The 12,830-nt window shown below is 66.8% G+C and carries 12 protein-coding genes; 7 read left to right on the top strand and 5 right to left on the bottom strand.

Annotation, left to right across the window (positions count from 1 at the left end; translation table 11 throughout):
- Positions 1-34 precede the first annotated feature (34 nt).
- On the bottom strand, positions 35-1,186 hold the full coding sequence (locus tag HMUK_RS11010) for a thiolase family protein (protein ID WP_015763238.1): 1,152 nt from the start codon (positions 1,184-1,186) through the stop codon (positions 35-37).
- 121 nt (positions 1,187-1,307) lie between these two features.
- On the opposite strand from HMUK_RS11010, the gene HMUK_RS11005 reads away from it, so the two are divergent.
- Complete coding sequence (locus tag HMUK_RS11005) at positions 1,308-1,523, top strand: DUF7836 family putative zinc-binding protein (RefSeq protein ID WP_223270950.1); 216 nt, start codon at positions 1,308-1,310, stop codon at positions 1,521-1,523.
- Positions 1,524-1,526: 3 nt separating this feature from the next.
- Here the strand turns inward: HMUK_RS11005 and HMUK_RS11000 are convergent, their stop codons facing one another.
- From HMUK_RS11000 to HMUK_RS10990, 3 genes are read right to left on the bottom strand one after another with little or no spacing between them, the layout of a single operon-like run.
- The gene (locus HMUK_RS11000; protein WP_015763236.1) at positions 1,527-1,862 is read right to left on the bottom strand and encodes a hypothetical protein; all 336 of its coding nucleotides are present in this window, start codon (positions 1,860-1,862) and stop codon (positions 1,527-1,529) included.
- A gap of 2 nt (positions 1,863-1,864) precedes the next feature.
- On the bottom strand, positions 1,865-3,460 hold the full coding sequence (locus tag HMUK_RS10995; protein WP_015763235.1) for an acyl-CoA carboxylase subunit beta: 1,596 nt from the start codon (positions 3,458-3,460) through the stop codon (positions 1,865-1,867).
- A gap of 1 nt (position 3,461) precedes the next feature.
- Positions 3,462-4,205, bottom strand: a complete 744-nt coding sequence (locus HMUK_RS10990) for a beta-ketoacyl-ACP reductase (RefSeq protein ID WP_015763234.1) — start codon at positions 4,203-4,205, stop codon at positions 3,462-3,464.
- 204 nt (positions 4,206-4,409) lie between these two features.
- On the opposite strand from HMUK_RS10990, the gene HMUK_RS10985 reads away from it, so the two are divergent.
- Genes HMUK_RS10985 through HMUK_RS10960 form a run of 6 tightly spaced genes read left to right on the top strand, consistent with a single transcriptional unit; the run spans position 4,410 to position 12,076 of the window.
- On the top strand, positions 4,410-5,570 hold the full coding sequence (locus HMUK_RS10985; RefSeq protein ID WP_015763232.1) for a hypothetical protein: 1,161 nt from the start codon (positions 4,410-4,412) through the stop codon (positions 5,568-5,570).
- A gap of 34 nt (positions 5,571-5,604) precedes the next feature.
- Positions 5,605-6,798 carry an extracellular solute-binding protein gene (locus HMUK_RS10980; RefSeq protein ID WP_015763231.1) on the top strand — a complete coding sequence of 398 codons (1,194 nt, stop codon included), beginning with the start codon at positions 5,605-5,607 and terminating at the stop codon, positions 6,796-6,798.
- The gene (locus HMUK_RS10975; RefSeq protein ID WP_015763230.1) at positions 6,798-8,423 is read left to right on the top strand and encodes an ABC transporter permease; all 1,626 of its coding nucleotides are present in this window, start codon (positions 6,798-6,800) and stop codon (positions 8,421-8,423) included. The genes HMUK_RS10980 and HMUK_RS10975 overlap by 1 nt, the downstream gene beginning before the upstream one ends.
- Complete coding sequence (locus HMUK_RS10970; protein ID WP_015763229.1) at positions 8,413-9,546, top strand: ABC transporter ATP-binding protein; 1,134 nt, start codon at positions 8,413-8,415, stop codon at positions 9,544-9,546. The genes HMUK_RS10975 and HMUK_RS10970 overlap by 11 nt, the downstream gene beginning before the upstream one ends.
- Complete coding sequence (locus HMUK_RS10965) at positions 9,543-11,540, top strand: ArnT family glycosyltransferase (RefSeq protein WP_015763228.1); 1,998 nt, start codon at positions 9,543-9,545, stop codon at positions 11,538-11,540. Before HMUK_RS10970 ends, HMUK_RS10965 begins: the two co-directional genes overlap by 4 nt.
- Positions 11,537-12,076 carry a gluconate 2-dehydrogenase subunit 3 family protein gene (locus HMUK_RS10960; protein ID WP_015763227.1) on the top strand — a complete coding sequence of 180 codons (540 nt, stop codon included), beginning with the start codon at positions 11,537-11,539 and terminating at the stop codon, positions 12,074-12,076. Before HMUK_RS10965 ends, HMUK_RS10960 begins: the two co-directional genes overlap by 4 nt.
- Here HMUK_RS10960 and HMUK_RS10955 read toward each other — a convergent pair whose 3' ends face one another.
- The gene (locus HMUK_RS10955) at positions 12,077-12,787 is read right to left on the bottom strand and encodes a dolichyl-phosphate hexose transferase (RefSeq protein WP_015763226.1); all 711 of its coding nucleotides are present in this window, start codon (positions 12,785-12,787) and stop codon (positions 12,077-12,079) included.
- Positions 12,788-12,830: the final 43 nt, after the last annotated feature.

Below are 12,830 nucleotides of genomic sequence, written 5' to 3'. Positions count from 1 at the left end.
CACGAGCCGCCGACGAGTGAGTGTGCAACAGCAGTCATTCTGCAGCCTCCATGATCGTGGTGATGACACAGTTCCCGAAGCCACCGACGTTACAGGCCAGTCCCACGTCGGCCTCGACCTGTCGCGGTCCGGCTTCGCCGACGAGCTGTTCGTAGATTTCGACGCCTTGAGCGACCCCGCTCGCGCCGAGCGGGTGACCTTTGGACTTCAGTCCGCCAGAGGTGTTGATCGGCAGTTCGCCGTCTCTGTCCGTGTAGCCGTCCATCGCGAGTTCCCAGGCTTCGCCCTGCTCGGCGACGCCGATCCCCTCCAGCTGGAGGAACTCCAGGATCGTGAACATATCGTGGAGTTCGGCCACGTCGAGATCGTCGGGACCCAGACCGGCCATCTCGTAGGCCTGGTCGCTCGACTCGACGACCCCGCCCATCACCGTCGGATCGTCGCGCTCGTGGACGACGTGGGTGTCCGTCGCGCCGCCGATCCCGGAGACGACGGCGTAGTCGTCGGTCAACTCGGCCGCCCGCTCCTCGGTGGTAAAGAGCATCGCAGCGCTGCCGTCCGTGATCGGACAGAAGTCGTACAGGCGCAGCGGGTCGGCGACGATCGGCGACTCCAGAGCCGTCTCCGTCGTGATCTCCTTCTGGAACTGCGCGTTGGGGTTGTCGACGCCGTTGCGGTGGTTCTTCACGGCGACCTTCGCCAGCGATTCGCGGGGCGCGTCGAATCGTTCGAGGTAGTGACGCGCGGTCAGGCCGGCGAAAGACGGCAGCGTGACGCCGTGTTTGTACTCGTCGGGATGGGTGATCGAGGCGATGATGTCGGTCGCTTCCGGGGTGGTCTTGTGGGTCATCTTCTCGCCGCCGACCAGTAGCGTCATCTCGCTCGCGCCGGAGGCGATCGACTGCCAGGCCTCGTAGATCCCCGCACCGCCGGAGGAAGACGTCTGATCGACCCGCTCGCTGTAGGCCGGTAGCAGGCCGAGATCGTGAGCCAGCCAGTTCATCACGCCTGTCTGTCCCTCGAACTCCCCGCTGGACATGTTCGAGACGTACAGATGCTCCACGTCGTCGTTGTCGATGGGTGCGTCGGACAGACACTCCTCGCCCGCCTCCGCGAGTAGATCGCGGAGCCAGGCGTCGCGCTGGCCGAACTTCGTCATCGACGCTTCGATTACGGCGACTCCCATGTGGGTGGGGACTCGCGGGGGTATTGTGTTCGTTGTGGTTCCAGTTGTCTTTGCCCTGACCTGTCACTCTAGTTGTCGTTGTGGCCCGTGTTCCCGGCGGTCGAGAGCCCGGACAAAGTATATGAGTGTGCCACTGTCACACGAACACATGCAGGAAGCCTGGATACAGCTCCAGTGTCCCGACTGCACGACCGAGTGGGAACAGCGTCTCTCCGAGCTTCCGGCGTCAGGAGAGCGGTTCCAGTGTGATCACTGCGACGCGTACACTCCCACCGCAGAGTTCGCGAAGACCACCCGCGACCTCGAAGTGCTCCGAGAGATGAACGGCGAGGAGTAGCTCCTACCGATAGAACGACCGACCGGCCGCCTTCCACTCGTCGCCCTTCTCGACGCGCTGTGGACGGCGGCGCTTGCCGAAGCGTTCGAGACGCCCTTCGAGTACCCACTCGTTGGCGTACTCGGGTCCGTCGTCGCGCGCCGCTGCCGCGGCGGCCGCAGCGCGCTGGCGATCCGTGACGTGGGCACTGATCGCCGAGGCGATGGCCGCGGCCTCGGACGACGACGCGTCGTCCGGGAGCGACACGTCCAGTTCCCGGTCGCCGGCAGTGACGGTCACCGTCGTCTCGTCGGCGTCGTCGGTCGGTTCCTCGTCGTCAGTTGGTTCGAGTGACGACATCGTTACAGTGGGATGTTGCCGTGGTCTTTCGGCGGCGACTCCTCGCGTTTGCGTTCCAGCAGGTCGAGGTCGTCGATCAGTCGTTTGCGCGTGTCCTTCGGTTCGATCACGTCGTCGAGATAGCCCCGCTTGGCCGGCCCGTAGGGGTGAGCGAACTCCTCGCGGAACTCGTCCATGAGCGCCTGCCGGCGGGCGTCGGGGTCGTCGGCCTCGGCGATCTCGTTGCGATAGAGGATGTTGACCGCGCCGCGCGGTCCGAGCACCGCCATTTCCGAACCCGGCCAGGCGTAGTTCACGTCCGAGCCGAGGAACTTCGAGGACATGACGATGTAGGCCCCGCCGTAGGCCTTCCTGACGACTACGGACAGCAGCGGCACCGTCGCCTCCGCGTAGGCGTAGATGAGCTTCGCGCCGCGACGGATGATCCCGTTGTGCTCCTGGTCGGTCCCGGGCATGAAGCCCGGCACGTCGACCAGCGAGACGATCGGGACGTTGAACGAGTCGCACATCCGGATGAACCGGGCGGCCTTCTCGGCGGCGTCGATGTCCAGCGTCCCGGCGCTGACCCGGGGCTGGTTAGCGACGATCCCGACCGAGCGCCCGTCCATGCGGGCGAAGCCGACGACGACGTTGCGCGCCCAGCTTTCGTGAACCTCGAAGAACGAATCCTCGTCGACGATGCTCCCGATGACTCTCGTCATGTCGTAGGGCTTGCGCGGGGCGTCGGGGACGATGTCCGTGACCTCCGGCACCTCGCGGTCCGGTTCGTCCCACGGTTTGACCCGCGGCGGGTCCTCCATGTTGTTCTGTGGGAGATACGAGAGGAGCCGTCGGATGTTCTCCAGTGCGGCCTCCTCGCTCGGGTACGCGAAGTGGGCGACGCCGGACTTCGAGGAGTGTGAGCCCGCACCGCCGAGTTCGCCCTTTGAGACCTGTTCACCGGTGACCGTCTCGATCACGTCCGGCCCCGTGATGAACATGTGGCTGGTGTCCTCGACCATGAAGGTGAAGTCCGTCAGCGCGGGCGAGTAGGTCGCGCCGCCGGCACACGGCCCCATGATCGCCGAGATCTGCGGGATCAGTCCCGAGGCCTCCGTGTTGCGCTGGAAGATCTTGGCGAAGCCGACGAGCGAGTCGACGCCCTCCTGAATGCGCGCGCCGCCGGAGTCGTTCAGCCCGATGACGGGCACGCCGTTCTCGATGGCCTTGTCCATCACCTTGCAGATCTTGTCGGCGACGACCTCGCCGACGGAGCCGCCGAGGACGGTGAAGTCGTGAGCGAACAGAAAGACCTTCCGCCCGTCGACCTCGCCGTAGCCCGTCACGACGGCGTCGCCCGCGAACTGCTTTTCTTCCATTCCGAAGTTCGTCGATCGGTGTTCGACGAACGGATCGATCTCGTTGAACGTGCCGTCGTCGACGAGGAAGTCGATCCGTTCGCGGGCGGTCATCTTCCCCTTGTCGTGCTGGGCCTGGATGCGGTCCTCGCCGCCGCCCAATTGGGCCTCGCGTTTGCGTTCCCGAAGCTCCTCGATGGGGTCCGAGACCGCGTCGTCAGTCACCTGTTCGTCTTCCTGATCCGCGTCGTGCTCACTCATCTTACCACTCCATGCCGCCGTTGACGCCGAGCACCTGTCCGGTCATGTAGCTCGATTCTTCGCTGGCGACGAACCGGACGATCCCCGAGATGTCCTCGACCGTGGCGAACCGGTTCAGCGGAATCTCTCGCAGGATCTTCTCCTGGACGCGCTCTGGCACCTCTTCGAGCATGTCCGTGGCGACGAACCCCGGCGCGATGCAGTTGGCCGTCGAGCCGGTGTCGGCGAGTTCGAGCGCGAGCGTGCGCGTGAACCCGAACAGACCGGACTTCGTCGTCGCGTAGTTGGCCTGCCCGTAGTTGCCCTGCTGGCCGACGACCGAGGAGATGTTGATCAGCCGTCCGGTGTCCGACTGTTCGATGTCGTCGTAGAAGGCGTTCGTACAGTTGAACACGCCGCCGAGGTTCACGTCGATGACCGTCTCCCAGTCCTCGCGGGTCATGTTCTCGAACTTCTTGTCGATGGTGATCCCGGCGTTGTTGACGAGTACGTCCACCGACCCGAACGTATCGTGTACCGCCGCGGCCATCGATTCCACGTCGTCCTGCTCGGAGATGTCGGCCTGTGCGGCCATCGCAGTGCCGCCGTCGTCTTCGATATCCTCGACGACGGCCCCGGCTTCGTTTTCCGACGATCGGTAGTTCACTACGACGTCGCCCCCGTGGGCGGCCAGGTCTTTGGCGATACCGCGTCCGATCCCGCGCGACGACCCGGTTACGACGCAGGTCTGGCCATCGAGATTCATGGCTGGCCGCGCTCACCCCCAGTAGTTCGTCTGTTCATGGTACTGGAACACGCCGCGGGCAAGCAAATAATAGTTCTCCTTGCCCAGGCGATATTTACTACATACATTCATTACCGATCGGCAAATTATCTCTGGACTTCCTTCGTGGGTGGTAGCGGACAACGACAAGTATTTTAGGGTTGCCTAAAGAGATGTGGGCAACTAATGACCGACATCTGCGTCGTCGTTCCGACGATCAGGGAGTACGAGTGTATCGAGGCGTACGTCGAGAACGCGCGTCGACACGGCTTCGACACCGACCGCCTGTCGTTCGTTCTCGTGACAGAGGACTTCTGTGACACCGACGAAATGGCCGCGCTGATCGACGATCTGGGCGTCGACGGCGAAGTGTTCGACGGCTCGCGACGCACCGAGTGGTTCGAACGGCAGGGCGCGGGCGAGTACGACCACCTGATTCCCGAGGCCAGTCACGCACAGACCTCCTTCGGCCTGCTGTACATGTGGGCCAACGACTTCGAGTACGGCGTGTTCATCGACGACGACACGCTCCCCCACGACGACGTGGACTTCTTTGGCACCCACATGCGAAACCTCGACCACGACGGCGAGATCGAGCAGGTCCGCTCGGACGAGCAGTGGGTCAACGTCCTCTATCAGTCCGACCACGACCTCTACCCGCGTGGCTACCCCTACGCCGCCATGGACGAGACCGTCGAGACCGAGACCGCCCACGTCGACGAGGTCGTCGCCTCACAGGGCCTCTGGACGAACGTCCCCGACCTCGACGCGGTCCGGATCCTGATGGACGGCGACCTCCAGGGCCAGGCCCAGACGCGCACGACCAGCGAGGACTACGGGACGGACTTCGTCGCCGCACCGGGCCAGTACCTCACCGTCTGCTCGATGAACCTCGCCTTCCGTCGGGAAGTGATCCCCGCCTTCTACCAGTTGCCCATGGACGACAACCGCTGGGACGTGGGCCGCTTCGACGACATCTGGAGCGGTCTCTTCCTCAAACGCGCGGCCGACGTGCTCGGCAAGCAGGTGTACAACGGCGACCCGCTCTGTGAGCACAACAAGGCCCCGCGCTCGACGTTCTCGGACCTGACCAACGAGGTCCACGGACTCGAACTGAACGAGCACGTCTGGGAGATCGTCGACGAGGTCGGCGACGACGCTGACAGCTACGCCGGTGTGTTCCGAGCGATGGCACGGGCCCTCGCCGAGGGCGACTTCGACGACTGGGAGAACGGGCCGTTCCTGAACTACTGCGGGGAGTACATGCTCGACTGGCTGAGCTGTCTCGACGAGATCGACCCCGGAAGCGTCAGCGAAAAACCGGCGGCCGTACCGGCGGACGATTAGAAAGGTATAAGTCCTTTAGGAGGGCCTAAATCCAATGATGGAACACAACGCTGACGACGCCGACCGATCGGATCGAGATCGCTCGCGTCCGTCGTCACGACGCGGATTCCTGGCCGCCAGCGGCACGCTCGCTGCCGGCGCGCTCGCCGGATGCACGGATATGCTCCCCGGTGGAAGCGACGGCACGAGCGCCAGCGAGCTATCGCTCGGTGACTTCCGTGGCTCTGGTCCGCTCGTCGAGCAACGCTCCGCCCCGGAGGGGACCAGCATCGACGACCTCCCGGACCTCTCGGGCGAACTGACGATGTATCTCGGCGGCGGCGAGAGCGGTCTCTACCTCGACCTGGTCGATCTCCTCGAACAGATCTACCCCGATTTCAGTGTGAGCGCACAGCAGGAGTCGGCGAGCAACCTCGCCAACCGGATCGCAGAAGAGAACCGCGCAGGCAGCACGCCGGCCGACGTGTTCATGGCCGTCGACGCCGGTTCGCTGGGGTCGGTCGCCGAGGACGGTGCCGCCGTGTCGATGTCCGCCGAAGTGACAGATCCCGTTCGCGACGCCTTCAAGGACAGCGAGGACCGCTGGGTCGGCTTCGCCGGCCGCGCCCGCGCGATCCCGTACAACACGAACGAACTCTCGGCCAGTGACGTGCCGAGTACGGTCGCGGCGTTCCCCGAGACGAGCGCCTTCGGAGACTCCTTCGGCTGGGCACCCAGTTACAGCGCCTTCCAGTCGTTCGTGACCGCCATGCGTGTCATCGAGGACGACGAGACGACTCGTCAGTGGCTCCAGTCCATGCAGGACCTCGGGGTCACGACCTACGACAACGAGTTCGCCGTCTCGAACCGCGTGGCCGACGGCGAGATCTCGGCCGGTTTCGCGAACCACTACTACTCGCTGCGGGTCCAGAGCGACCGATCCTCGGCCCCGATCGACCTCGCGTTCACCGAGGGCGACGCCGGTGCGCTGGTCAACGTCTCCGGTGCCCAGATCCTCGACGGCACCGAGAACAAGGCGCTCGCGGAGAACTTCCTCCGACACGTCCTCTCGGCGGAGGCCCAGGAGTTCTTCGCCACCCGGACCTACGCCTACCCGATGATCTCGGGCGTCGAGCCGGTCGGCGACCTCCCGACGATCGACGAGCTGAATCCGCCGGACATCGATCTCGGCGAGCTATCGGATCTGGGCGGGACGGTCGACATGCTGCGTGAGGTCGGCGTCCTCTGATGGCCACCGGAGATCGCGACCGCATCGCCGAGCAGACCCAGGGAGCGACCACCGAACGCTCCGCCTCCAGGGTGCTCTCCGGCGTCGCTGTCGCGATCACGCTCCTCGTGCTCTCGCCGCTCGCCTGGCTCGTCCTCCGGGCCGGCGAGATGGATGCCGTGCGTGCGATCGAGTTGCTCACCAGCCAGACGACGATCGAGGTGACGGCGAACACGATCGTGTTGGTGGGCAGCGTGACCCTGTTGTCCGCGCTCGTCGGCGTTCCGCTGGCGATTCTGACGGTCCAGACGGACCTCCCCTTCCGCCGGTTCTGGACGGTCACGAGCGCGTTGCCGCTGGTCGTCCCCAGCTACATCGGCGCGTTCGCGTTCGTCTCGGCGTTCGGGCCGCAGGGCCACCTCTCGGACCTGCTCGCACCGCTTGGCGTCGACCAGATTCCTGCGATTTACGGGCTGCCCGGTGCGACGCTGGTGTTGACGCTGTTTACGTACCCCTACATCTTCCTGACGACACGGGCCGCCCTGCTGTCGTTCGACGGGACGATCGTCGAGGCCGCACGGTCGCTCAATCACACGCGCTGGGAGGCGTTCAAGCGCGTCACGCTCCCCCAGATCCTGCCGGGGATCGCGGGCGGCGGACTGCTCGTGGCCCTCTACACGCTGGGCGACTTCGGGACGCCGTCGATCATGAAGTACGACGTGTTCACCCGGATGATCTTCAACGAGTTCGGGGCGCGCCGGATCGACTACGCCGCCGTGCTCTCGTGGCTGTTGCTCGCGATGGCCGTCGTCATCCTCGCCGTCGAGTCCAGGATCGAGGCCGGTCGAGACGGCGCGTACGTCAGTCGCGGCGCGCGCCGCCCCGGCGAGATCAAACTCGGCGTCTGGAAGCTCCCGGCGACGCTGTTCTGTGGCGCGGTCGCGACGCTCGGACTCGCGCTCCCGATCGCGATCCTCCTGCAGTGGCTCGTCAGGGGCGGCGTCGGCTACTCGGGTGCTGGCCGGCCCTTCGAGCTGGGCTTTGCCTGGAACTCGCTGACCGTCGCGGCCGCGGCGGCGGCGGTCAGCGTCGTCGTCGCGCTTCCGCTGGCGTACCTCGCGGCCCGTGGCGACTCGCGGATCAGCTCGCTGCCGGACCGACTGAGCTACGTCGGCTACGCGGTCCCGGGCGTCGTGCTGGGCCTCGCGCTGGTCTTTCTCAGCCTCAAGTACGTCCCCTTCGTCTACAACACGGTGTTCCTGCTCGTGTTCGCCTACGTCGTCCGGTTCATGCCACAGGCGGTGGGGACGACGAAGTCGTCGCTGTTACAGGTCGATCCCAGCTACGTCGAGGCCGCTCGGTCGCTGGGATATCCGCCGCTGACGGCCTTCCGGAAGGTCGTCTTGCCCCTGGTCGCGCCCGGTATCGCGGCCGGCGGCGCGCTGGTCTTCCTGACGACGATGAAAGAGCTCCCGGCGACGCTGATGCTGCGGCCGCTGGGATTCGAGACCTTCGTCACGTACATCTGGCGGGTCCAGGAGTCCGGCTACTACGGGCAGGCCGCGGTCCCGGCGCTCGTACTCGTCGTCGTCTCCGGACTGTCGATGCTCGTCATCCTCGGGAGGGAACAACAGAATGGAACCTGACATAGACACGCGCAACACGACAGCAGCGTTCGACTCGGTCGAATCGGCGGTCGACGACCCGTCCGCGACCGTCGTCGAACTCGACGGGATCACCCGCGAGTACGGCGCGGAGACGGCGGTCGACGACCTCTCGCTGTCGGTCAACGACGGGGAGCTACTGACACTGCTCGGCCCCTCGGGCTGTGGGAAGACGACGACGCTGCGCATGATCGCCGGCCTCGAACGCCCTTCGGGTGGTTCGATCCAGATCGAGGAGCGGGCCGTCGCCGACGGATCGACCTTCCGCAAGCCCGAAGAGCGAAACGTCGGGATCGTCTTCCAGGACTACGCGCTCTTTCCACACCTGAACGTCGCGGAGAACATCGCCTTCGGGCTCCGGGACGCCGACAGCCGCGAAGCGGACGAGCGGGTCACGGAGCTGCTGGAGCTCGTCGATCTCACCGACCACCGCGAGAAGATGCCCAGCAAGCTCTCCGGCGGCCAGCAACAGCGGGTCGCGCTGGCGCGGTCGCTCGCGCCCGAGCCCGACGTGTTGCTGCTCGACGAGCCGTTCTCGAATCTCGACGTGCGCCTCCGGGTCGAGATGCGCGAGGAGGTCCGGAAGATCCTCAAGCGAGCCGGCGTGACCGCGATCTCGGTCACGCACGACCAGGAGGAGGCCCTGTCGATCTCCGACCGCGTCGCGATCATGAACGACGGCACGATCGAGCAGGTGGGCGACCCCGCCGAGGTCTTCGAGAACCCCGAGTCGCGCTTCGTCGCGAGCTTCCTCGGGCAGGCGAGTTTCCTCTCTGCCCGCGTGGCCGGCGACGACATCGAGACCGGGATGGGGACGTTCAGGACGGCGCGGCTCAACGGCCCCGTCGAGGCGTACAACGGCGCGACCGTCGACGTGCTCGTCCGGCCCGACGACCTGCGGGCGATCCCGACCGCGGAGTCGACCGCCGACGGCTACGTCACGCAGCGCCAGTACAACGGCCCCTCCTTCGTCTACCGGGTGACGCTTCACAGCGGCGACGTAGTCCACTGTCTGCACAACCACAGCGAGTCGTTCGAACCGGGCGAACCGGTCGAGATCGACCTGACGGCCGACCACCCGCTGGCCTGGTACCCCACCGAATGACGCCCCGTCGCCACCGGCTCGCGGTCGCGGGGGTGGCGGTGACGGCCGCGATCGTCGTCTACGGGCTGGCGACGCAGGTGTTTCCCTACCACACGACCAACCACGACGAGGCCGTCTATCTCCAGCAGGCGGCCATGTTGCTGGAGGGGCGGCTGTTCCTCGATCCGCCCGTCACCGACGCCTTCCGACCGTGGTTCTTCGTCGAGGCCGGCGACGGCCGGCTGTACCCAAAGTACTCGCCGGTTCCGGCGGCGATGTTCGCCGTCGGCAAACTCCTGGGCAGCGCCCGAGTCGCGCTCGCGCTGGCGGCCGGCGGCGTCGTCGCGCTGACGGTTCGGGTCGGTACCGAACTGTTCGACCGTCGGCGGGGACTGCTGGCCGGCGTCCTGTTGCTCGGGTCGCCGCTCTTTCTCGTCGACGCGTCCGTGTTCCTCCCGTACGTCCCGACGACGCTCTGGAACCTCGCGTTCGCGGCGGCGTACCTCCACGCCGACCGGACCGAGAGCCGGGCGAGCGCGGTCGCGGCGGGCGTCGCGATCGGGATCGCCTTCTTCGCGCGCCCCTACACCGCGGTTCTGTTCGCCGCGCCGTTCATCGCCCACGCGCTGTGGACGCTGCGGGAACTGGAGCGCGAGCCACTCGTGCGACAGGGACTGACGGCGGCACTGGGGATCGTCGGCGTCGCCGTGGCGCTGGGCCACAACGCGGTGATGACCGGCGATCCGCTGCGCTTTCCCTACCAGGTCTTCGCTCCCATGGACGGACCGGGCTTCGGCCTCCGAGAGATCGCCGGCTACAGCCGGGAGTACACGCCCATGCTGGCGCTGCGATCGAACGCCGAGGCGCTGTGGGTGTACGCGACCAGGTGGGTCGTCGGCGGTGCGCTGGGGACGCTGGCGGCCGTCCTCGGCTTCGCGGCGGCGACCAGGCGGGGACTGACGCCGCAACAGGCGACCGTCGCCGGGATCGCGGTGACGGTGCCCGTCGGGAACCTCTTCTTCTGGGGCACGCTGAACACGCTCGGCGAACTGGATCGGGCCGGCGACGGACTGGTCCACACGCTCGGGACGTACTACCACGTCGACCTCCTCGTGCCGACGGTCGTCTTCGGCTCGGTCGGGCTGACCGTCGCGTGGGAGCGGCTCCGCCAGACGGTACGGCGTCGCTCCTGGGCGAGCGCCCGACACGTCGCCGCGGCGCTGGTCCTCTCCGGGACGCTCTGTACCGGTCTGGGCGTCGCCATGGTCGCGGAGCCGGTGTCGGACAACGCCGCCGTCACCGACCGCTACGAGCGGGCCTACGAGCCATTCGAGGAGCGGGCGCTCGACGACGCGCTCGTCTTCTTGCCGACGCCGTACGGCGACTGGCTGGGCCATCCCTTCCAGGCCCTGCGAAACGATCCGGGCTACGACGACGGGACGGTGTACGCGCTCGGCGAGCGGCAGTTCGCCGTCGTCGACGCCTTCCCGGACCGGGAGATCTATCGGTACACCTACCGCGGGCCGTGGTCGCCCACGACCGGCGAGACCGTCGAGCCGCGACTCCAGCGCGTCGACCACGCCAGCGGCGAGACGGTCCGTCAGGAGACGACGCTCGGGGTGCCACGGTTCGCAGAGCGGGTGTCGATTCGGCTGGCCAGCGAGAACGGGAGCGGCTACACGACGGCCGACGCGGCCGGCCGTGAGTCGCTGTCGCTGCAGTTGACCCTCGACGGGGAGCGGGCCGCGTTGACCGGCGAAGGGCTCGACCGGACGGTCGTCCCCCTCGCGGACCGCGAGCGACTCGTCCTGTCGGCGTTCGTCGACTACGGCACCGGTGCGGGTTTCACGTACCGGTTCGAACTCCCCGTCGAGGCCGACGACGGACGCGTCCGCGTCCTGACGCCGTACGCGGAGGTCTGTCGGGACGGGCGACTCTGTGGCGGCGAAGCTGCGTACGTCCCCGGCAGCCACGAGGACGGCGTCTGGATCGAGACGACGCTTACGACACCATGACCGACTACGAACTCACGCGACGCGACGCGGTGATCGCACTCGGCATCGGCGGCGTCGCCGCCGGGAGCGCGTTGACCTGGGATCGGCTCCGTCGGGACGACGAGCAGTCGGGGCTATCGGAGCGACAGCGCGAGACGCTGCTCGCGCTCGCAGACACGATCTACCCCGACGCCGTCGACAACGTCGACGCGTTCGTCGAGCGGTACGTCGTCGGGAAGATCACCGACCGGCCGGCGTACGGGCGTGGCGTGGCGACGGCGCTGGACGACCTCGAATCCTACGCCCAGACGTGGGAGGAACAGTCCTTCGCAGCGCTCGACCGGGCCGGGAGAGACGGGTTGCTCCGGGAGTTCGGCGTCGACACTGCGGATCCGGACCCAGACGGACGGCCAGAAGAGCGAGTCCGGTACTACCTGATCAACGAACTCCAGTACGCGCTGTACTCGTCCCCGACCGGCGGCAGGCTCGTCGGCCTGGAAAACCCGCAGGGGCATCCCGGCGGGACGGAGAGCTACCGACAGCCGCCCGGGCGGTGATCAGCGGACTCTCTCTTGGAGGCAGACTTTGACGATCGACTTCGCGATGGCTGCACCGCCCGAGAGCGGGTCGAGCTTCGTCTCGCCGGCTCGCTCGGCGTAGGCGATGGGCTCCTCGCGCACGTCGTAGCCCCGCATCAGCGGACGGATCAACAGCTCCGCCGAGAGGCCGGTGTTCTCGGTCCACTCGATCTTCTGGACGACCTCGCGGCGGTAGGCCCGCATGCCGGTCGTCGTATCGTGGACGCGCTCGCCCATCAGGACACTCGCCAGGACGGCGAAGGCGTGGTTCCCGAAGCGATTGAACGCCGGCATCGGATCGGCACCGTGGTAGAGCCGGTCGCCGCTGACCACGTCCGCGCCGTCGTCGATCAGATCGAGAAAGTCGCCGAGCCGATCCATCGGGTACGTGTCGTCGCAGTCGGTCGTGACCACCACGGGCCGGTCGGCGGCCAGCACCGCCTCGCGGACGGCGACGCCGTACCCCTGTGGCTCCTGTTCGATGACGCGGGCACCGTGGTCCCGGGCGATCTCCGGCGTGCGGTCGCTCGACCCGTCGACACAGATCACGTTCGCGCGGCCGTCCGTCTCGGCGTCGATGTCAGAGAGGACCGTCCCGATCGCTTCGGCCTCGTTGTACGTCCCCATGACGACCGTCAGGTCGTCGAAAGTGAACCCATCCTCCCCGTCTGAAACCGTCTGTTGGCTCATTAGATAGGGCTCTCTGCCGGACGTACTTGAGATTTAGGTTACC

Origin of the sequence: Halomicrobium mukohataei DSM 12286, assembly GCF_000023965.1 — an archaeon.
Lineage (GTDB): Archaea > Halobacteriota > Halobacteria > Halobacteriales > Haloarculaceae > Halomicrobium > Halomicrobium mukohataei.
This window is presented reverse-complemented; position numbering and strand designations above follow the sequence as displayed.

Bases quoted from the DNA above. Each gene is read 5' to 3' on its own strand.
- HMUK_RS10960 (WP_015763227.1), top strand. From the start codon at position 11,537: ATGACCGACTACGAACTCACGCGACGCGACGCGGTGATCGCACTCGGC.
- HMUK_RS10995 (WP_015763235.1), bottom strand. From the start codon at position 3,460: ATGAGTGAGCACGACGCGGATCAGGAAGACGAACAGGTGACTGACGAC.
- HMUK_RS10980 (WP_015763231.1), top strand. From the start codon at position 5,605: ATGATGGAACACAACGCTGACGACGCCGACCGATCGGATCGAGATCGC.
- HMUK_RS10985 (WP_015763232.1), top strand. From the start codon at position 4,410: ATGACCGACATCTGCGTCGTCGTTCCGACGATCAGGGAGTACGAGTGT.
- HMUK_RS10970 (WP_015763229.1), top strand. From the start codon at position 8,413: ATGGAACCTGACATAGACACGCGCAACACGACAGCAGCGTTCGACTCG.
- HMUK_RS10975 (WP_015763230.1), top strand. From the start codon at position 6,798: ATGGCCACCGGAGATCGCGACCGCATCGCCGAGCAGACCCAGGGAGCG.
- HMUK_RS11005 (WP_223270950.1), top strand. From the start codon at position 1,308: ATGAGTGTGCCACTGTCACACGAACACATGCAGGAAGCCTGGATACAG.
- HMUK_RS10955 (WP_015763226.1), bottom strand. From the start codon at position 12,787: ATGAGCCAACAGACGGTTTCAGACGGGGAGGATGGGTTCACTTTCGAC.
- HMUK_RS10965 (WP_015763228.1), top strand. From the start codon at position 9,543: ATGACGCCCCGTCGCCACCGGCTCGCGGTCGCGGGGGTGGCGGTGACG.
- HMUK_RS11010 (WP_015763238.1), bottom strand. From the start codon at position 1,186: ATGGGAGTCGCCGTAATCGAAGCGTCGATGACGAAGTTCGGCCAGCGC.
- HMUK_RS10990 (WP_015763234.1), bottom strand. From the start codon at position 4,205: ATGAATCTCGATGGCCAGACCTGCGTCGTAACCGGGTCGTCGCGCGGG.
- HMUK_RS11000 (WP_015763236.1), bottom strand. From the start codon at position 1,862: ATGTCGTCACTCGAACCAACTGACGACGAGGAACCGACCGACGACGCC.